The following is a 20659-nucleotide window of genomic DNA, read 5'->3' as shown; positions in this document are numbered from 1 at the left end:
CAAAAAGCTCGAAAACAACCCCATGCACAGTAGAGCGACGTTGAAATCATTAGAGAATTCTCGCGGAAATGGGGCCATCACGTCCTCCGCTGGGGATCGACGATGTCGCGCAGGCCGTCGCCGAGGAGGTTGAAGCAGAACACGGCGATCATCAGCGCGAGGCCGGGGAAGAGCGCGATCCACCATTCGCCCGAGACCATGAAGCCCGCGCCTTCAGCGACCATGATGCCCCATTCGGCGGTCGGCGGGCGGACGCCGAGGCCGATGAAGGACAGGCCGGCGGCATTGAGGATGGCGTAGCCCATGGTCAGCGACATCTGCACGATCATGATCGGCATGATGTTCGGCAGGATATGCACCAGCAGGATGCGGAATTCGCCGTTGCCGGAGAGACGCGCCGCCTGCACGAAGCCGGCATTGCGGCGAACGTTCGCCTCGGCGCGCGCGACGCGGGCGTAGAGCGGGAAGTTGACGATGGCGGTGGCCAGAATGATGTTCTGCACGGTGTTGCCGAGCGCGGCGACAATGCCCATCGCCAGCACGAACAGCGGGAAGGCCATGATGGTGTCGGCGATACGGCCGACGATGCGATCGGTCCAGCCACCAAAGTAACCGGCTGCGATGCCGGCGAGCCCGCCCATCAGGAACACCAGCACGACGGAGGCGACCGCGATGAAGGTATCGAGCCGCGTCGCCACCACGACGCGGCTGAAAATGTCGCGCCCAAGCTGATCGGTGCCGAACCAGTGCGCCGCCGATGGTGCTTTCAACGCCGCCGCGGTGTCGGAGGCGAGCGGATCGTACGGCACCGTGTAGGGACCGAAGATCGCCGCAAGGAGGATCACGATCAGCAGGGCGAAGGAAAAGCCCGTGACCTTGTTCTCACCGAGGACATAGCGGGTCTGTTCGAGGATCGCGACCAGTCCCGAGGTGCGGGCGGGACCGGGTTCAACGGCTGGCGCGACGGTGCTCATAGCGTGTCCCCCTACCCTTCAAGCCGCACGCGTGGATCGATCACGCCATAGAGAATGTCGATGACCAGATTCAAGAGCACGTACATCACCGCCATGGTCAGCACGAAGCCCTGCACCGGCGCGAAGTCCGACGAGATCAGCGCTTCCACCGCGTAGGAGCCGATGCCCGGCCAGGCGAACACTTTTTCGACCAGCACGTTGGCGCCGAGCAGGAACGAGAACACCATGCTAAGCGTAGTGATGACAGGCAGCATCGCATTGCGAAACGCATAGGTGACGATGACTGTCGTCGGCGACAGGCCGCTGGCGCGCGCGGTGCGGACGAATTCCGACGACAGTACCGCGAGCATCGAGGCGCGCGTCATGCGCGCGATCGGCGCCAGCGAGAAGATCGCGAGCGTCGTCGCGGGCAGGATGAGCTGGCTCAACGCCGAGCGGAACGCTTCGAAGTCGCGCGCAATCAGTGTGTCGATCAGATAGAAGCCGGTGACCGTCGGCGGCGCGCTGTAGAACACATCGAGACGCCCGAGCGGTGCGGGCGACCAGCCGAGCCGGAAATAGAAGAAATAGACCAGCACCAGGCCAGTGAAGAATACGGGGAGCGAGACGCCCGCTGTCGTTGTTATTCGGCAGAGATGATCGATCCATGATCCTGGTCTTGTCGCCGCGAGCACGCCGAGCGGAATGGCGATGACGATGGAGACGATCAGGCCGAGCAGTGTCAGCTCGGCCGAAGCCGGAAGCCGGTTGCGAATTTCGGCCGCGACCGGCTGGCCTGTCGTGAGCGAGTTGCCGAAATCGCCGTGTGCGAGATCGTTGGTGTAACGGAAGAACTGCTCGATCAGCGGCTTGTCGAGGCCGAGCTTCTTGCGGATCTGCTCGACGGCTTCTTTCGTTGCGGCCGGGCCAGCGAAGTACGCGGCGGGATCACCGGGCAGCGCGCGCGTCAGCAGGAAGGTGACAATGACGACCCCGATCAGTGAGGGAATCGCGAACATCAGGCGCTTGCCGATCATGGTCAGCATGGCGTGGGACTCCTGATGTTGATGGCCTGTGAGAACGGTCTACAGGCGCGCTCAGCTGCGCCCCCTCTCCCCTTGTGGGAGAGGGTTGGGGTGAGGGGTGGCCCCAAGCGCGGTCGGAATTCGTGGCTACCCCTCACCCTACCCCTCTCCCACAAGGGGAGAGGGAATGAGAGGACAGTGCCCGCCTCACTCAGCAGGCCAGCCAGCGTCGCGGCCATGTCGCGCGCGCTCATGACGCATCACCCCTTCGCCAGCGCGCGATAATCGAGGCGGCGGTGGAACCAGTATTGGTAGCCCGAGATGTTCTTCTGCATCGCGACGTTGACGAAGGGCTGGTACAGGGGGATGCGCGGGATGTCGGCGTAGGCGAGATCGACGAAGCCTTTCACGTCGGTGTCGTAGGTGGTCATGTCGCCGGTGGCGGCCGCGGTGCGCGCGCCGTCGATCAGCTTGTCCATCTCCGCCGATTTGTAGCTCATGGTGTTGAAGACGGAATTGTTGCCGTGATAGCACCAGTAGAAGAAGTACTCGGGGTAATCGAGCCAGCCCGAGAACACGTTGGTGAAGAGCGGCATCTCCTTCTTGTTCAACTCGGTGCGCCAGTTGGCGCCGGGCACCTTGTTGATGGTGGTCTTGATGCCGATCTGGGCGAGGCTTTCCTGCACCAGCACGCAGAGCGGCTCGTTGACGCCGGCGAAGTTGAGATCGAAGGAGATCGTGGTCTCGAAGCCGCTGGCGAGGCCGGCTTCCGCCATCAGCGCCTTCGCCTTCTCAATGTCGGTGTTGTATTTGTGCGGCTGCGGCCAGGCGACTTCGGTCGGCTTGTCCTTCGCGGCGCCGAACATGGGGTTCGCGAGGCCGAACATCACGGCATCCATGATCTTCTGGTAGGGCAGCGCGTAGGCCACCGCCTGACGGACTTTTGGATTATCGAACGGCGGCTTGGTGACGTTCATGCCGATATACTGGATGCCGTTGGAGAACGGCAGCGACACCACGTTGAGCTTGCCGCTGGCCTTCATCTCCTGGAAATCCTTGTTCGGGAGCTCGTAGGAGATGTCGGCGTCGCCGCGCTCCAGCAGCGCGCGGCGGTTGCCGGCCTGCGGCACCATGCGCCAGATCACACGCTTGATCTTCGGCAGCGGACCGCAGACCCAATCCTCGTTGCGCTCCATGATCACTTCGGTGCCCGCGGTCCACTTCGTCACCTTGTAAGCGCCGGAGCCTGCGGTCTGCTGCTTGGTGAATTCGAGTCCCCAGGGATCCTTCTCGCTTGCGTTCTTCTTCACGAGCTCGGAGTTGACGATGCAGGGCACGATCACCGCGAGATCGGGCACCGTCAGCCTGTCCTTCTTCAGGAAGTCGACGCGCACGGTGTGGTCGTCGATGACGACGAACTGCTCCGGCTTGGTCAGCGAGCCCGCGCTCATCTGGAAGGTCGGGAAGCCGCCGACGCTGACCGCACGATCGAGCGACCACTTCACGTCCCTGGCGGTGACGGGCGTGCCGTCGTGGAATTTGGCGTTCTTGCGCAGCTTGAAGGTGACCGACATGTCGTCGATCTTGAACTCCTCGGCGAGCTCGGGCTTGAACTTGTCGCGGTCGTAATAGGGCACGCCGCCGGGGCCGGTCTTCATCTCGTGGCTGATCAGCCGGTCGTAGCAATTCCAGGACACTTCATAGCCGGGCACGTTGGTGCCGACGCCGTGGATGTCGAGATTGTTGGGGCCGCCTTCCGAGACGATCAGCAGCGTCTCCGAGCGCGCGTCGGCATAGGCCGAGGAGACCACGGACGGAATGACCGGAAGCGTCGCGCCGGCGGCCAATCCGGAGACGGACTTGAGAAAATCACGGCGCTTCATGAAAATGCTCCAACTCAAAAAGTTTCTGGTTGGAACTGGATTCGCAAGGTTCGTGCCAAGGCTTGGAAGCGACGCACGCCGGCCCAACAGCCTGAAAGAATAAGGCATTTCAGATTTCGGTCTCAAAGGGTTCTCAGGATCATTGCATACAGAGACGCATAATTGCCTATTTTCTAGGCGCATCGAAGCCAGAGCCCGCTTAATGAGCGTTGCCCGCCATTCCGGGGCGATGCGAAGCATCGAGCCCGGAATCCATCGGGCCACGGAACGCGAGGGAAGATGGATTCCGGGCTCGCCGCTATGCGGCGCGCCCCGGAATGACGGAGCGGGAGGCGCTCACCCCGCCCAGATCAACTCCTGCAGCGCGATCAGATCGTCCACCTTGTCCTGCCAGCCCGCGATGCAGATGTGGCTGTTGAGGTCGCTGGCGTGGTGCAGCAGCATCAGCGCCATCAGGCGCCGCTTCAGCGCGTAGTCCAGCTTCTCGTAGCCAAACCCTTCGAGCAGGCTGCGCACCCTCCCCGGCCGACCCGCCGCCATGAAGGCGCTCGGGCCGAGCAGATCGTAATCGCGCCATCCAGCCTTCACGTCGCCAAAGTCGAACAGGCCGGCGAGCGACCAGTCGCCGTCGTGGCAGGCGAGCAGAAAATTTTCCGGAATGTATTCGCCGATCAGGATCACCGGCGGCGCGTCGACCGGAATCAGCGTTGCCGCGTCGTGCAGGAGATCGTCGAGGCCGGCCAGGAATTTTGGCGCGAGGCCGAGATGCGTGTGCCTGTTACGGCACCCCTGCATCTGCGCGCGGATGAATGCGTCCCAGCGCGGCTCGATTTGCGCGAGCGGGCCGAGCGGGACGCGCTGCACGGCGGCAATGGTCTCGCCGATCTGGCGCAGCACGCGCTCCTTCTGCGCTTCCGGCAGTTGTGGCCAGACATCCGACCCGAGCGTGCCGGCGAGGTGCGTGATGATGAGATACGGCCAGCCGTCACGCTCACCCTCGGCGACGATCTCCGGAATCGGCAGATGAAGCCGGCCGGCAAGCTGCATCAGCGAGCCGCGCTCGGAGACGAATTGCGCGCGCAGCAGCGGCGGGAAGATTTTCAGGATCAGCTTCTCGCCAAGCCCGACCACGAGATTGGTGCCGGTCGAAAATACATGCGGCGAGCTGGTGTCGATGCCGTGGCCGCGCGCGATATCGAGCACGATCGGCAGCCATTGCGAGGAAGCGGAGCGAAAGGCGCGGAAGCTCACCGCATCAGCGAAGTGGGGTAGTGTCATCGACATCGCGCCTTTGTGCACTCGAGTTCGTCGTGCCCGGGCTTGTCCCGGGCATCCACGCTTTTCGTGCTGGGGGGCAGGCGTGGATGGCCGGGACAAGCCCGGCCATGACGACGTGGAGGGTCTCGCGCTCCAATCGGCAAGCTTCCATCCCGCCGCTACCTATCCGGGCTGGCGCGCTCGAACTGGCGCAGCAGCTTGTTGCCGCGCTCGACGGCGGCGTCCAGCGCGGCCTGCGCGCTCTTCTGGCCGGCGAAGGCGTGCTCAAGCTCCTCCTCGATCGTGCCGCGGATCAGGTTGAAGGAGCCGAGCCTTATGCCTTTCGAATTCTCGGTCGGCGGATGCAGCGTGATCTCCTCGAACGAGATCGCCGAGCCCGGATTGCGCTCGTAGAATCCTTGCGCGCGCGTCAGCTCGAAGGCGGCACGGGTGATCGGCAGGTAGCCGGTGTTCTGATGCCAGGCGGCCTGCACGCCGGGCTGCGACAGATAGGCGAAGAACCGCGCCACGCCCTTGTATTCGTCGCGCGGCCGGTCGCGCAGCACCCACAGCGTGGCGCCGCCGATGATGGAATTCTGCGGCGCGCCTTTCACGTCGGGCCAGTACGGCATCATGCCGTAACCGATCTCGAACTTCGAATTCGCCTTGATGTCGGCGCGCGTCGCCGAAGAGCCGATGAAGATGCCGCATTCGCCGTTCTGGAAGCGCGGCTCGGCCGACTGGCCGCGGCCGCTATAGTCGAACAACTTTGTCTTCTGCCACTCGGCGAGCTGGGCGATGTGCTTGACCACGACCGGATTGTTGATGGTCAATTCCGCATCGAGACCGGCAAAACCGTTCGCGCGCGTGGCCAGCGGCAGATTGTGGAACGCCGAAAAATTCTCGACATGGATCCAGGACGGCCAGGACGTGGTGAAGCCGCAGACGGCGCCGCGATCGCGCAGCCGCTTTGCAGCGGCGCCGAGCTCGGGCCATGTCTTCGGCGGCGTCTCGGGATCGAGGCCGGCGTCGCGGAACATGGTCTTGTTGTAGTAGAGGATCGGTGTCGACGAGTTGAACGGGAACGACAGCAGATTGCCGGCGGCGTCGGTGTAATAACCGGAGACCGCCGGAAGATAGTCGTTGAGCGAGAACGGCTCGCCCATGTCGCGCATCATGCTGTACACCGGATAGATCGCGCCCTTGGCCGCGGTCATGGTTGCCGTTGCAACTTCGTTAACCTGGACGATCGCGGGCTGGCTGCGCGAGCGGAAAGCGAAGATCGCGGCCGTCACCGTCTCGGTGTAATTGCCCTTGTAAGCGGGCACGACGCGATAGTCGGACTGCGAGGCGTTGAAATCGGAGGCGAGCTTTTCGAGCTGCTTGCCGAGCTCGCCCGACATGGCGTGCCACCACGCGATGTCGGTGGCGGCGCGCGCCTCGCAGCTCAAGGCGAGGGCCAAGGTGGCGGCGGCGACCTGCAAAAGGCGCAATGCTGAAGTCACGATGGCGCTTCCCGGATCAAGCGGCAAAAGGCGAGCGTACCCTGCTTAAGGCGCGGTACCTGCGGTTTCAACCAGGAATAAAGGCCGGTCGCGCCGCACAATCGCGCCGGGGGGAGCGGCTCGGGATGGCCTTCCCTCGACCATCTGCTAGATTGCATTGAACCTTTTGGTCCTGCCATAGACTCCATCTCCGAGGGGTTGAGTGTGCCAGTGCTGAACCGTGCCGAACTCTCGCGGGCCGGGGTGATCTTCGTCGCGCTTCTGCTCGCCATCTGCGCCACGGACGCTGCTGCGCGCGAATTCCGCGCCGCCGACACCCAGACCGAGGACTACCCGACCGTCCAGGCGCTGCGCTACATGGGCGTGCTGATCGCCGAGCGCACCGGCGGGCGGCACGAGATCAAGGTGTTTCACTCCCGCCAGCTCGGCGAGGAGAAGGAGACGATCGAGCAGACCCGCGCCGGCGCGATCGACCTCAACCGGACCAACGTGGCCCTGATCGGCAATTTCGTCCCGGCGATGAACGTGCTCGCCATGCCGTTCCTGTTCCGGTCCATCGAGCACATGCAGAAGGTGCTGGACGGGCCGATCGGCAATGAGATCTTGGGCAGCTTCGAGCCCTACGGCTTCGTCGGGCTAGCCTTCTACGATTCCGGGGCACGCTCGATCTACAATGCCGTCCGCCCGCTGAAGAGCATCACCGATCTCAAGGGATTGCGGATCCGGGTGCAGCAGTCGGAGTTGATGAGCGAGATGATCCGCTCGCTCGGCGCCGAGCCGGTCGAATTGCCCTATGGGCAGGTGCTCACGGGGCTCGCAACCCATCTGATCGACGGCGCCGAAAACAACTGGCCATCCTTCGTGACGACAGACCATTACAAATATGCCGGCTACTATACCCTGACCGGGCACACGATGAGCCCGGAGGTGCTGGTGATCTCGCTCAAGGCCTGGCGCAGCCTGTCGGCCGACGACCAGACCATCTTCAGGGAGGCCGCGCAACGCTCCAGCCAGTTCATGCGCGAGAAGTGGCGCGACCTCGAGGAGCAGTCGCAGCGCAAGGCGGAGGCCGCCGGCATCATCGTGATCAAGGACATCGACCGCAAGCCGTTCGAGGACGCGATGGCGCCGATCTACGCCAAGGCCGCGCAGAATCCCGCCGCGGCCGCGCTGATCGAACGCATTCGCAAGGTGGAGTGACACGACTGGCCGCGCCCGGACATAGCGAGCTCGCAGAGCGGCCGTCCGGTCCGATCGGGCGGATGCGTGCGCGGCTCGTCGGCGCGCTGCGGGCGGTGCCGATCCGCTGGCGCATCCTGTCGATCGCGGCGCTGAACTCCGCCGTGGTGATCGTGCTGGTGGCGATGATCTGGAACGGCGCGCAGGTGCTGGGCTCGGCCTGGGACGACGTCCGCCAGGTGCGCGAATCCGACCGGGTCCTGGCGCTGCTCGAAAGCGAGACCGGGCGCCTGCAGAACCTGATCCACCGCTACATCAACCAGCCGAGCCCGGACCTGTTCGCCGAGATCCTGCTGCTGCGCGAGGCCGTGCTCGGCACGCTGACCGACCGCGCCGCCAAGGATCCGATGCTGTCGGGCTCGGTCGAGGAGCTGGAGCGCACCACCGACCGCTTCCTCAACGGCTTTGGCGAGCTGCGCAGCGTGCAGGCGACCATCGCCAGGACCTACGAGGAGCAGGTGCAGGGCCCGGCCAAGGACATGGCGGGCCTCTACTCCATCATCGAGGGCGCCACCGGCCATCGCGACGCACTGATCTGGCCCTCGCTCGGCAAGTCGCGCGAGGCCTTCACGGCGATGCTGGTCGCGGCCAACTCCTATTATCTGTCGCTGTCGCCGGGTGCCGCCGACGATGCGCGCCGTAACACCGAGACGATCGAGAAGACCATTCCGGTCATGATCGATCTCGCCGACAACGATCTGCAGCGCATGGCGCTGCAGAAGCTCGGCGCCCGCACCACGGCGCTGCGCGAGGGTTTTGCAAAGCTGTCCGAGCAGCTCACGAGCCGCACCGAGCTCCTGCGCAACACGATCGACGCCAGCCAGGCCGAGGCGATCGGCGCCATCGACGATCTTTCGACAAAGATGCGCCGGCGCGAGCAGAAGGCGCAGGAGACGTTTGACCGCACGCTGGCGAACATCTCGCGGCGGGTGCTGTCGATCGCGGTGATCTTCCTCGGCATCATCCTTAGCGCCGGCGTCTTGATCGCGCTGTCGATCCGGTTGCCGCTGCAGCAGATCATGGCGTCGATGCGCGCGATCACACTCGGCGATCTCGGCCGCGAGGTGCAAGGCACGCGCGCGCGAGACGAGGTCGGCGCGATGGCGCGCGCGGTGGAGGTGTTCCGCGAGAATGCGATCGCCAAGCGCGAGACCGAGGACGAGCTGCGGGCATCGAAGGAAAAGGCGGAGAGCGCGCTGCTCGAGCTCAACGCCGCGCAGCAGAACCTGATCGACGCCGAGCGGCTCGCAGCGCTCGGCAGCCTCGTCGCCGGCGTCGCGCATGAGGTCAACAACCCCATCGGCATCAGCCTGACGGTGGCCTCGAGTTTTGCGAGGCGCAGCGAGATCTTCGAGGCCCAGCTCAGGGGCGACGGCGGCCTGCGCCGCTCGCAGCTGGAAGAATTCGTGCAGTCCTCGCGCGACGCCTCGCAGCAGCTGGTCGCCAATCTCACCCGCGCCGGCGAGCTGATCCAGTCGTTCAAGCAGGTCGCGGTCGACCGCTCCCATGCCGAGCGGCGTCAGTTCTCACTCAGCGAAGCCACCGACCAGATCATCGCGAGCCTGCGCCCCGTGCTGAAGCGCTCGCCGATCACGCTGCTGGTCGACGTGCCCGAGGGGCTGCTGCTCGACGGCTATCCCGGCTCCTATGGCCAGATCCTGACCAACCTGTTCCTCAACGCCGCCAACCACGCCTTCGCGGACGGGCGCGCCGGCACCATCACCATCTCGGCGCGGCCGCGCGCCACCGACGATATCGAGATCATCTTCGCCGATGACGGGGCCGGCATGACCCCCGACGTGCAGCGCCAGGCCTTTGACCCATTCTTTACCACCCGGCGCAATGAAGGTGGCACGGGACTCGGGCTTCATATCGTCTATAACCTCGTCACCCAGCAGCTGGGCGGGCGGATGATGCTGGAATCCAAGCTGGGACAAGGCACTACTTTTCGGATTATCATGCCGCGGATCGCCAAGGGCGGCGCGCAAGGCACAGAAAGTGACGGGACTTCGCAATGGCCGAACAGGACGATGTCCTCCACCTGATCGACGACACCGGCACCGCGTCGGAGGATATGGACGCCCGGAAATGGAAGATCGCCGTCATCGACGACGATCCGGCCGTGCATGACGGCACGCGTTTTGCTCTCTCGGACTACAGCTTGAACGGCCAGGGCCTCGAGATCCTCTCCGCCCATTCCGCGGCGGAAGGCCGCAAGCTGATGGCGGAGCACAACGACATCGCCGCGGTGCTGCTCGACGTCATCATGGAGACCGACGTCGCCGGCCTCGAGCTAGTCGAATACATCCGCAGCGAGCTCAAGAACGAGACCGTGCGCATCATCCTGCGCACCGGACAGCCCGGCCAGGCGCCGGAGCGGCGCGTGATCGTGCAGTACGACATCAACGACTACAAGGCCAAGACCGAGCTCACCGCCGACAAGCTGTTCACCTCGCTGACCGCGGCGCTGCGCTCCTACCAGCAGCTCGAGCGCATGGTGCAGACAAGGCGCGGGCTCGAGATCATCATCGATGCCGCCTCGACGCTGTACGACTTCAAGTCGATGCAGCGGCTCGCCGAGGGCGTGCTGACCCAGCTCGCCTCGCTGCTCAATGTCGACTGCGCCGGTATACTGGTCTTGCGCGACAATGGCGGCGTCGATCCCGAGCTCTCGGTGCTCGCCGGCAGCGGCTGCTACAGCCGCTTCATCGGCACCACGACGTCGAAGGCGCTCGACCCTGATTTGCGTGAGATGGTCGAGGCTGCGTTCCAGCGCCGCAAGAACGAATTCGCCGACCACCGCAGCGTGATTTATCTACGCACCGGATCTGGCCGCGAGGTCGTGGTGCTGCTGCAGGCCGAGCGTGACCTGTCCGAGACCGACCGCTCGCTGGTCGAGATCTTCTCCAGTCGGCTCTCGATCGCGTTCGACAACGTCATCCTCTATCAGCAGCTCCAGGACGCCAATACGCAGCTGGAGGACCGCGTCGCCCAGCGCACCCGCGCGCTGATGCAGGCCAACCGCCGGCTCTCGGCGCAATGGCTGCGGCTGCAACGCGCCAACGGCTTCAAGAACGAGATTCTGGGCACCGTCGCGCACGATCTGAAGAACCCGCTCGGCGTCATCCTCGGCCGCACCGAGATGCTGAAGGAGCTGATCTCGACCGGCGCGTCCGCGAGCGGCGTGGGCGCCCAGGTCGATCACATCCGCGATGCAACCAAGCGGCTGACCTCAATGGTCGATCACCTGATCTCGGATGCGATGGCGGATGCCTTCGACATCACCATCCGCCGCGAGCCGGTCGACGTCGCGGCACTGGTGAAGGAGGTCGCCGAGGCCAACCAGCCGCTCGCCGTCAACAAGCAGCAGGCCATCCACGTCACCGCGCCGGTCAACATCGTCACCATGTGCGACACCGATCGCATCCGCGAGGCGATCGATAATCTCATCAGCAACGCCATCAAATATTCGCCGATCGCCGGCAAGATCGCCGTCGCAGTCACCCATGAGGCCAACGACACCATCATCCGCGTCAGCGACGAGGGCGCCGGCCTGTCGCCGGAGGATCTCGGCCGCCTGTTCGGCCGGTTCCAGCGGCTATCGGCAAAACCGACCGCAGGTGAGAGCTCGACGGGGCTTGGGTTGTCCATCGTCAAGCGTATTATCGACATGCATGGCGGCGAGGTAACCGCCAACAGCGACGGCCCGGGCAAGGGCTCGACCTTCACCATCACCCTGCCTGCGACCGAGACACCGTAATTTGAGTACCGAGATTCTGAATACCGAGATCTGAGTGACATGACACAAAGCCAGCACATCATGATCGTCGACGACGAGGCCCCGGCCCGGGAGATGGTCGGCGATTACCTCAAGATGCACGGCTTCACCGTGACGCTGTGCGACGGCGGCAAGAGCTTGCGCACCGCGATCGACGGCAGCATGCCCGACCTCGTCGTGCTCGACCTCAACATGCCCGAGGAAGACGGCCTCTCGATCATCCGCGACCTCAAGAGCCGCATCAACGTGCCGGTCATCATGTTGACCGCAACCGCGAGCCCGATCGACCGCGTCGTCGGCCTCGAGCTCGGCGCCGACGATTACGTCGCAAAACCCTGCGAGCTGCGCGAGCTGATGGCACGCATCCGCTCGGTGCTGCGGCGGAGCACGCCGGCGAAAGCCGCTAGCGCCGGCGCGGCGCCCGCGAAATCGGACAAGGATCAATTGGTGCGCTTCGGCACCAAATGGCTCGACCTCGAAGCCCAGGCCCTGCGCGACGACGAAGGCAACGAGCATCCGCTGACCGCGTCCGAGTTCGGGCTGCTCAAGGTGTTCGCGGCCAACCCGAAGCGCGTGCTGTCGCGCGAGCGCCTGCTGGAATTGGCCAATGCGCGCGACGCCGAAGCTTTCGACCGCGCCGTCGATCTCCGCATCATGCGCATCCGCCGCAAGATCGAGCCCGACCCGACAAAACCCGCCGTGATCCGCACCATCCGCGGCGGCGGCTATCTGTTCTCGCCCGCCGGCGAGAAGGCGTAGACACCACGCACCATCCACGGCGTCGTCCAGGATCTGCGCTGACGCTTGTCCGGGACGACAGCGGTAGGTGTGGCGCCCGCAAACGCGAAGCTTCGAAACTCGTTCCTCCCAGTCCAATTCCGCGGTACCGTATTTTCCACACATTGAAATTCCACGCTTTTTTGCCCTGAATGTTTCGTCGCGATTGAACCGACGAAACAATTTGGCGGCGCACGAAACCATTTTCCGCTTTTCGTGCAGACGTCCCGAAACGTTGGCTCATTAACACTTTGGTCCAAGGAAACGCCGCTCGGTTGCGGCGCACCGGGGAGCCAAGTCAATGCCGAACGTCATCGCCATCAACGCCCAAGCCAGCCAGAGCATCATTGCCGCTCAGGCGACCTCGGACGACATGCTCCTCGAGAGCATTGCCGACGGCAACCGGACGTCCATGCACATCCTTTATTGCCGTCATAACGTGCGGGTTTACCGCTTCATCCTGCGCATCGTGCGCGACGCGACCACGGCGGAAGACCTGGTCAGCCAGGTGTTCCTGGACGTGTGGCGCACCGCCGGACAATTCCAGGGCCGCTCGCAGGTCTCGACCTGGCTGCTCTCGATCGCCCGCTTCAAGGCGCTGACCGCACTGCGCCAGCGCCGCTTCGAGGACATCGATCAGGAAGATGTGCGCCAGATCCCTGACAATTGCGACACGCCCGAGACCTCGCTCGACCGCAGCGACACCAGCGCCATCCTGCGCGCCTGCGTGCAAAAGCTGTCACCCGCGCATCGCGAGATCATCACCCTCGTCTACTACCATGAGAAGTCGGTGGAGGAGGTCGGGCAGATCATCGGCATCCCGCAGAGCACGGTGAAGACCCGGATGTTCTACGCCCGAAAGCAGCTCGCCGATCTGCTTAAGACTTGCGGCGTCGACCGTTTCGCCGCCTGAGGTCAAGGATTTCAATGGGATAGGACCGGATTTCCGGCCCCGTCCCGGGACACGGAAGCGTTACCGCCGACGAAACAAATGAAACAAACCACAACATCAGGCGGAAAAACTTCGTCCCTATAAAGATCGCATACGGTTTCGTTAAACCTCCCAAGACCTCCAACGACCTGGACGGGATGCCCCCCTCCGGGTCGTTTTTATTTGGGGGCGCCGGGACATCGCTCCGTCACGAGCGCGTGACACCGCGTAACGATCCCGGCCTCCATCCCGAACTGCCCTCGTGACCTCCATCACGAGTGCCCCATGCTCGACCTCCTCTTCGCCATCCTCGCCGGCATCCTCACCATTGCGGCTCCCTGCACGCTGCCGATGTTGCCGATCCTGCTCGGCGCCTCGATCGGGCGCTCCTCGCATCTGCGCCCCGCGATGATCGCGCTCGGCTTCGTCGTCTCCTTCTCCGCGGTCGCGCTGCTGCTCGGCGCGCTGACGCAGGCATTCGATTTCGATCCGAATGTGCTGCGCGAGGGGGCTTCGGTCCTGCTGCTCGGCTTCGGCCTGCTGATGCTGTGGCCGGCGCCGTTCGAATGGCTGTCGATCCGGCTCAATGGCTGGCTCGATCTCGGCGCTGGCGGCGGCGCGCAGCGCGAGGGCGCGCTCGGCGGCCTCGTGCTCGGGACAACGCTGGGCCTGGTCTGGACGCCCTGCGCCGGCCCCGTGCTCGGCTCGATCCTGACGCTGGTCGCGACCTCGAGGAATCTGGCCTGGGCCGGCACGCTGCTCATTGCCTACGCGATCGGTGCGGCGATCCCGATGCTGGCGATCGCCTATGGCGGACAGGCCGCGACCACGCGCGTGCGCAGCCTTGCGCGCATCTCGCCGCGGCTGCAGCAGGGCTTTGGCGTGGTCGTGATCGCCTTCGCGCTCGCCGCCTACTTCCAATACGACACGCTGATCGTGGCGTGGCTCACCGGCTTCTACCCCACCGGCCAGATCGGCCTGTGATCATCTCTCATCTTCACCGGAGGACGCTTCCATGACTTTCAAATTGCTCGCCGTCTCGGCCGCGCTGATCGGCTTCGCCGTCACCGGCGCCGTCATTCCCGGCATCTGCGGCGAGGCCGCGCCCGCACCGCCGGTCAAGGTCGCGGCCGCCAGCCAGCCGGCGACCGCGCCCGACTTCGCCGGCATCAGCAACTGGTTCAACTCGAAGCCGCTCAGCATCGCCGATCTGCGCGGCAAGGTCGTGCTGGTCGACTTCTGGACCTATGGCTGCGTCAACTGCGTCAACACCCTGCCGCACGTCACCGACCTCTACGCCAAGTACAAAGACAAGGGCCTGGTCGTGGTCGGCGTGCACACACCCGAATTCCCGTTCGAGCGTTCGGCGTCCAACGTCGAGGCCGCGCTGAAGCGCCACGGCATCAATTATCCGGTGGCGCAGGACAATGATTCCAAGACCTGGAACGCCTACCGCAACCAATACTGGCCGGCGCAATATATCATCGACCAGAGCGGCAAGATCGTGTTCCAGCACGAAGGCGAAGGCCGCTATGACGAGATCGACCGCACCGTGGCAAAATTGCTGAATGCCAGCAGCTGACGCCGCCCGCGGCAGCGTTGCGTTGCCGCTTGACTCCACGGACTCGTCCGTGGAGTTTCGCGGCCCCGACATCAGCCGCCGCAATGGACGACCCGAACACCAGCAACGACATCCGCCTTCGCGAAGGCTCCTCGATCGCGCAGCGGCTGGTCGTGGCCGGCTCTGCGGCGGCCGTTGCGCTGTGTTTCACGCCAGGGCTGTTCACGCACGACATCCTCGAAGTGATCATCTCCGTGGTCGCGCTGCTGGCGGGCGCCACGTTCGTCGGCACCGTGATGCTTACCCCGGCGGTGGTCTGGATCATCACGCCGAATGAGATCCTGATCGGACGGCAGCGACCGTTCGGGAAGCTCCAGACCAGGATCGTCACGAAAGACGACATCCTCGGATTACAGGTTCCCGGCAGCAAAACCGCAAAAGCCCGCTTCCAGCTGGCCTTCACGCTGGTCTCGGGCGAGCGCCTGACGTCCCCGCCCCTCTCCGATGTCACGCATGTGCGTGACACCGTGGCCCGGATCGCCGCTCAATTCGACGTTCCCGACGTCGAAGCCCCCGTCAATCCGCTCGATGCCAGCAATCCCGAGATGCGTCTTGGCGACCCCGTCGAGCCGTTTTCGCAGAGAGACATCCGGATCGCGGCCCTGATCGTCGTCGCGCTGAGTGCCGCACCCTATGCCTACAGGCTCTGGCGCGGCTTGCCGCCCAATCTGATCGACATCATGCCGCTGCCGCTCGGCGTGATCGCAGCGTTCGCGGTCTACAGGTTCGCCAATCTCGTGACCGGCGCCTTCTGGATCATTCGTGCGGGCGATATCCGCGTCGAGCGCCTCTGGGGCAATGGCGAGATGCGCGCCGACCATATCGAAGGGCAGGACGTGAAAGCGATCACGATCGAGCGCCGCGGCCGGTCCGAGGACGAGCACTGCATCGTGGCGATCCGATTGCAGTCCGGACGACGGTTCCGCAGCCCCCGCATCGGCTCGCGCAACGAGGCCCGCGCCGTCGGCGCCGAAATCGTCCGGCGGCTCGGGATTGGGCCAGCGGCCAGTCAGATCTAGGACGCCTCAACCGACAGGCGAAACCGTGGCCACTGCTTTTCGCGCCATCCCCCGTTCATGGCATTGCCGGGCCTCGTCAAAAAACCAAAGCATTCTCGTGACATACCAGCTGGGCGCGCCTTGAACTTGCCACGAAGCTGCCCCTGAGTTCAGATGGTTCGTGACGATTTGCGCTGTGGCAGCGGGGAGAGCTTGAAATGTCGGATTTTCGTCGCCTGACCGGGGCGCTTGTGGCTGCGATCGGCCTGATCCTGTCGGCGCAGCACGCCTTCGCCCAGCAGCCCGACCGCGGCGACGAGCCCGGCCTGGTCGCCGACGACAGCTACGAGCTCGACCCGGAATGGCAGAAGCAGGTCGTGTACTACCGCACGACCGAAGCGCCGGGCACCATCATCATCTCGACCACGGAGCGCCACCTCTATCTGGTGCAGCCCGGCGGGCGCGCGATCCGCTATGGCATCGGCGTCGGCCGCGACGGCTTTCAGTGGCAGGGGCTGGTGAACATCACCAACAAGAAGGAGTGGCCGGACTGGACGCCGCCGTCGGAGATGATCCAGCGCCAGCCCTATCTGCCGCGCTTCATGGCCGGCGGCCCCGGCAATCCGCTCGGCGCCCGCGCCATGTATCTGGGCACCACCGTCTACCGCATCCACGGCACCAACCGTCCCGATACGATCGGCACCAAAGTATCCTCGGGCTGCTTCCGTCTCGTCAACAATGACGTCGCCGACCTCTACGATCGCGTCCCTGTTGGCACCAAGGTGGTCATCCGGCAGAAGCCTGAGCTCTAAGTATCCCGCCTCTTCCAGAATTCCTTTTCCCGATTAATTCGAGAGAGCAACATGATGCGCACATTTCGAGGCGGCCTGCTGATCGGGCTTGCGGTTGCCGTGCTGGTCGCCGCCTTGGCCATCACCTACGAATTCTACGACACCCGCACGCTGAAGCGCACCGTGCGCCGCGGCGAGGTGCTGTGCGGCGTCAACAAGGGCCTGCCGGGCTTCTCGATCCCCGACGACAAGGGCAACTGGACTGGTTTTGACGTCGATTTCTGCCGCGCAGTGGCGGCCGCGGTCTTCGACGATCCGGGCAAGGCCAGGTTCGTGCCGCTCGATGCCAGCGAGCGCTTCAAGGAATTGCAGAGCCGGAAAGTCGACATCCTCTCGCGCAACTCGACCTGGAGCATGTCGCGTGAGCTCGACTACGATCTCTATTTCCCTGCGGTCGCCTACTACGACGGCGAGGGTTTCATGGTGCCGCGCTCGCGCGGCAAGGAGACGTCGCTGGACCTCGCCGACAGCAAGGTCTGCGTGCAATCAGGCACCACCACGCTGCTCAACCTCGCCGACTATTTCCGTGCCAACAACATGAAGTACGAGCTGGTGAAGTTCGACAAGCTGGAAGACGTGGTGAAAGCCTACGACACCGGCAAGTGCGACACGCTGACCGCCGATGTCTCGCAGCTCTACGCGCTGCGGCTGAACATGGCCAAGCCCGGCGATCACATGATCCTGCCCGACATGATCTCCAAGGAGCCGCTCGCCCCCGTGGTGCGCCAGCGCGACGACGACTGGATGATGATCGTGAAGTGGACGCTCTACGCGATGATCAACGCGGAGGAGCTCGGCGTCACCTCGGAGAACATCGACGAGGCCTTGAAGTCGAAGAAGCCGGAAGTGATGCGGCTGGTCGGGACCGAAGGCAATTACGGCGAGCAGCTCGGCCTCACCAAGGACTGGGCCGTGCGCATCATCCGCCGCGTCGGCAATTACGGCGAGATGTATGAGCGCAACATCGGCGAGAAGTCGCAGCTGAAGATCCCGCGCGGCATGAACCAGCTGTGGAACGCGGGTGGCGTGCAGTACGCGCCGCCGATGCGGTAAGGCACTTCGTCATTGCGAGCGAAGCGAAGCAATCCAGACTATCACCGCGGAAAGATTCTGGATTGCTTCGTCGCACCAGCGCAAAATTGCTTCGCAATTTTGTCGCGGGCTCCTCGCAATGACGAGTTTGGGGCGGGCGCTTTCTCCTTGCTCAACTGTCATCGCCCGGCTTGACCGGGCGATCCAGTATTCCGAGACGATTGTGTTTCAATCGAGCGGCCACGGCGTACTGGCTCGCCCGGTCAAGCCGGGCGACGACACCGGAGAGTGAGGTACGAGGCTCGCGTCCCAGCAGCCCCTCAATACCCCCGCGCCCGCGCGAGCTGCTCGGTGTGGTAGTTCGCATCGCCGAACAGCTCCTCGCACACGCGTGCCCGCTTCATGAAGAAGCCGATGTCGAACTGGTCGGTCATGCCCATGCCGCCATGCATCTGCACGCCTTCCTGCACCGCGCGGGTGGCGGTGGTGCCGGCGCGGGCTTTTGCCACGGCGACGGCCGAGGCGGCCTTGGCGACGTCCGCGTCCAGCGCCTGAAGCGCCTTCATCGTGGCGGCGCGCGTGATCTCGATGTCGACATAGAGCTCGGCGGCGCGGTGCTGCAGCGCCTGGAATTCGCCGATCAGCTTGCCGAACTGCTTTCTGTTCTTGAGATACTCGACGGTGCGGTTGAAGACCTCTTCGCTGAGGCCCACCATTTCGGCGGCGACCGCGCCGCGGCCGATATCGAGCACGCCATCGAGCAGGCCAGCGCCCTGATCGACCTCGCCGAGCACGCCGTCGGCGTTGACCTCGACATTGGTGAGTTCAATCCGCGCCGCATTATGCGCGTCGACCATGATGGTGCGCTCGATCGCGACGCCCCTGGCCTTGGGGTTGACCAGGAACAGCGTCAGGCCGTCGCGCTCGCCGGCGGAGCCTGCGGTGCGCGCGGCGACGATGAAGAGATCGGCGACGTGGCCGTCAACGACCAGCGCCTTGGCGCCAGAGAGCTTGAAGCCGTTGCCGGCGCGCACGGCCTGCAAGTTGGTCTGCAGCGGGCGATGCTTTGCGCCCTCGTCGATCGCGAGCGTCGCGAGCAGCGCGCCGTTCGAAATCTTCGGCAGGAACTCCGCCTTCTGCGCGGCATTGCCGCCGCGGTTCAGCGCCGAGGCCGCGACTACGCTGGTGGCGAGGAAGGGCGACGGCATCAAGGTGCGGCCGATCTCTTCCATGACGATTCCGGCTTCCATGAAGCCGAGGCCACTGCCGCCGAATTCTTCCGGCACCAGCAAGCCGGCAAAACCCATCTCGGCGAAGGAGTGCCACAGCTCCCTGGAGAAGCCGGTGGGGTCCTTGGAATCGCGCAGAGATCGCAGGTGCGACACCGGCGCCTTGTCGCTGATCAGCCCGCGCGCGCTATCGCGGAGCATTGATTGTTCTTCGGTGAGGACGAGGGCCATGTGCGTGTTTCCGATTCGAAATCTATTTGCCGCTGTCATTCCGGGATGGCCCGGAGGGCCAGACCCGGAATCCATTGGGCGACGGAGTTGGTGGATGAATGGATTCCGGGTTCGCGCGTTGCGCGCCCCGGAATGACAGAAGCCTCACGCCCCCGGCAGATCCAGGATGCGCTTGGCGACGATGCCGAGCATCACCTCCGTCGTGCCGCCTTCGATCGAGTTGGCCTTGGTGCGCAGCCAGGCGCGCGGACGGGCGCCTTGCCGCGAGCGCTCGCTCTCCCATTCCAGCGCGTCGACGCCGCCGGCCGACATCAGGATCTCGTAGCGGCGCTTGTTGAGCTCGGTGCCGTAATATTTCATCGCCGAGGAGAACGCCGGATGCGCCTGACCGGCCTTGGCGAGATCGACGGCACGTTCGGCACAGGCCGCAAGGGCTGCTTCATCGACGTCGAAGCTGGCGATCTTGCCGCGCAGCATCGCATCGTCGAGCTTGCCTTGCGCATCTGACCCGACGGAGTCCGCCGCGATCTGCCCGAGCGGCCGGCCGACGCCGCGCTCGCCCATGCCCGAGATCATCGCGCGCTCGTGCTGGAGCAGATATTTTGCGACGTCCCAGCCGCGGTTGACGGTGCCGACCACGTGCGACTTCGGCACGCGGACGCCGTCGAAGAAAGTCTCGCAGAACGGCGAATAGCCGGAGATCAAGAGAATCGGCTTGGTGGTGACGCCCTTCGACGTCATGTCGAACAGGATGAAGCTGATGCCGTCGTGCTTCTTTGCAGCCGAGTCAGTGCGCACCAGGCAGAAGATCCAGTCGGCGTAGTTGGCGTAGGAGGTCCAGATCTTCGACCCCGTGATGACGAAATCGTCGCCGTCGCTCTCGGCGCGGGTCTGGAGCGAGGCGAGATCGGAGCCCGCGTTCGGCTCGGAATAGCCCTGGCACCAGCGGATCAGGCCCGCCGCGATCTTGGGCAGATGCTCCTTCTTCTGCGCGTCGTTGCCGTACTTCAGCAGCGCCGGCCCGAGCATCCAGATGCCAAAACTCGACAGCGGCGGACGGGCGCCGATTCTTCCCATCTCCGTGCGCAGCACCTTGTGCTCGGCGGCACTGAGGCCACCGCCGCCATACTCCTTCGGCCAGTCAGGCACGGTCCAGCCCTTGTCGCGCATGCGCTCGAACCAGATGCGTTGCGGCTCGGACGAGAATTTTGCGTTGCGTCCGCCCCAAAACACGTCGGTGTCCGACGTCGCGGGCTTGCGCATCTCCGGCGGGCAGCTGGCTTCGAGCCAGGCGCGCGTCTCGTTGCGGAATTGTTCGAGATCAGCCGTCTCTGTTTCGCTCATGGTCG

Annotated in this window: 17 protein-coding genes; 10 read left to right on the top strand and 7 right to left on the bottom strand. The window is 64.5% G+C overall.

The features are described 5' to 3' along the window. Window positions 1–77: 77 nt before the first annotated feature. From ABIC09_RS28310 to ugpB, 5 genes are all read right to left on the bottom strand, one after another. Complete coding sequence (locus tag ABIC09_RS28310; protein WP_148751015.1) at window positions 78–974, bottom strand: ABC transporter permease; 897 nt, start codon at window positions 972–974, stop codon at window positions 78–80. 11 nt (window positions 975–985) lie between these two features. Continuing rightward, complete coding sequence (locus ABIC09_RS28305; RefSeq protein ID WP_148751016.1) at window positions 986–1999, bottom strand: ABC transporter permease; 1014 nt, start codon at window positions 1997–1999, stop codon at window positions 986–988. A 239-nt stretch (window positions 2000–2238) separates the two neighbouring features. Continuing rightward, window positions 2239–3861: an ABC transporter substrate-binding protein gene (locus ABIC09_RS28300; protein WP_354111300.1), complete on the bottom strand. Its 1623-nt coding sequence runs from the start codon at window positions 3859–3861 to the stop codon at window positions 2239–2241. A gap of 336 nt (window positions 3862–4197) precedes the next feature. Next, entirely contained in the window at window positions 4198–5139 is a 942-nt protein-coding gene (locus ABIC09_RS28295) for an aminoglycoside phosphotransferase family protein (RefSeq protein ID WP_502917707.1), read from the bottom strand. 158 nt (window positions 5140–5297) lie between these two features. Beyond that, a complete protein-coding gene (ugpB, locus tag ABIC09_RS28290; RefSeq protein ID WP_354111298.1) occupies window positions 5298–6623 on the bottom strand; it encodes a sn-glycerol-3-phosphate ABC transporter substrate-binding protein UgpB in 1326 nt (441 codons plus the stop codon). Window positions 6624–6827: 204 nt separating this feature from the next. Between ugpB and ABIC09_RS28285 the strand changes: the two genes are divergently transcribed. The 10 genes from ABIC09_RS28285 to ABIC09_RS28240 all read left to right on the top strand — a co-directional run bounded on the left by ABIC09_RS28285 (window position 6828) and on the right by ABIC09_RS28240 (window position 17871). Further along, window positions 6828–7823, top strand: coding sequence for a TRAP transporter substrate-binding protein (locus ABIC09_RS28285; protein ID WP_354111297.1), 996 nt, complete (start codon window positions 6828–6830; stop codon window positions 7821–7823). A 62-nt stretch (window positions 7824–7885) separates the two neighbouring features. Continuing rightward, entirely contained in the window at window positions 7886–9907 is a 2022-nt protein-coding gene (locus ABIC09_RS28280; protein WP_187434821.1) for a sensor histidine kinase, read from the top strand. Further along, entirely contained in the window at window positions 9877–11622 is a 1746-nt protein-coding gene (locus ABIC09_RS28275) for an ATP-binding response regulator (protein ID WP_148751019.1), read from the top strand. Before ABIC09_RS28280 ends, ABIC09_RS28275 begins: the two co-directional genes overlap by 31 nt. A 39-nt stretch (window positions 11623–11661) precedes the next feature. Further along, the gene (locus ABIC09_RS28270; RefSeq protein ID WP_148751020.1) at window positions 11662–12399 is read left to right on the top strand and encodes a response regulator; all 738 of its coding nucleotides are present in this window, start codon (window positions 11662–11664) and stop codon (window positions 12397–12399) included. A 319-nt stretch (window positions 12400–12718) separates the two neighbouring features. Beyond that, window positions 12719–13330 (top strand): sigma-70 family RNA polymerase sigma factor, encoded by a 612-nt coding sequence (locus ABIC09_RS28265; RefSeq protein ID WP_148751021.1) that lies wholly within the window; start codon window positions 12719–12721, stop codon window positions 13328–13330. Window positions 13331–13633: 303 nt separating this feature from the next. Beyond that, window positions 13634–14332 carry a cytochrome c biogenesis CcdA family protein gene (locus ABIC09_RS28260; RefSeq protein ID WP_354111296.1) on the top strand — a complete coding sequence of 233 codons (699 nt, stop codon included), beginning with the start codon at window positions 13634–13636 and terminating at the stop codon, window positions 14330–14332. 31 nt (window positions 14333–14363) lie between these two features. Continuing rightward, on the top strand, window positions 14364–14930 hold the full coding sequence (locus ABIC09_RS28255) for a thioredoxin family protein (protein WP_354111295.1): 567 nt from the start codon (window positions 14364–14366) through the stop codon (window positions 14928–14930). A gap of 83 nt (window positions 14931–15013) precedes the next feature. Further along, entirely contained in the window at window positions 15014–15988 is a 975-nt protein-coding gene (locus ABIC09_RS28250; protein WP_354111294.1) for a hypothetical protein, read from the top strand. Window positions 15989–16185: 197 nt separating this feature from the next. After that, entirely contained in the window at window positions 16186–16779 is a 594-nt protein-coding gene (locus ABIC09_RS28245; RefSeq protein WP_354111293.1) for a L,D-transpeptidase, read from the top strand. A gap of 54 nt (window positions 16780–16833) precedes the next feature. Then, window positions 16834–17871, top strand: a complete 1038-nt coding sequence (locus ABIC09_RS28240; protein WP_354084317.1) for an amino acid ABC transporter substrate-binding protein — start codon at window positions 16834–16836, stop codon at window positions 17869–17871. A 299-nt stretch (window positions 17872–18170) separates the two neighbouring features. Here ABIC09_RS28240 and ABIC09_RS28235 read toward each other — a convergent pair whose 3' ends face one another. Both ABIC09_RS28235 and ABIC09_RS28230 read right to left on the bottom strand, forming a co-directional pair. Beyond that, on the bottom strand, window positions 18171–19310 hold the full coding sequence (locus ABIC09_RS28235) for an acyl-CoA dehydrogenase family protein (protein ID WP_354111292.1): 1140 nt from the start codon (window positions 19308–19310) through the stop codon (window positions 18171–18173). A gap of 144 nt (window positions 19311–19454) precedes the next feature. Continuing rightward, window positions 19455–20654 carry an acyl-CoA dehydrogenase family protein gene (locus tag ABIC09_RS28230; protein WP_187434814.1) on the bottom strand — a complete coding sequence of 400 codons (1200 nt, stop codon included), beginning with the start codon at window positions 20652–20654 and terminating at the stop codon, window positions 19455–19457. Between the last annotated feature and the right edge of the window lie 5 nt (window positions 20655–20659).

The sequence above is a fragment of the Bradyrhizobium sp. S3.12.5 genome, from assembly GCF_040548225.1.
In the GTDB taxonomy this organism is placed as follows: Bacteria; Pseudomonadota; Alphaproteobacteria; order Rhizobiales; family Xanthobacteraceae; genus Bradyrhizobium; species Bradyrhizobium cytisi.
This window is presented reverse-complemented; position numbering and strand designations above follow the sequence as displayed.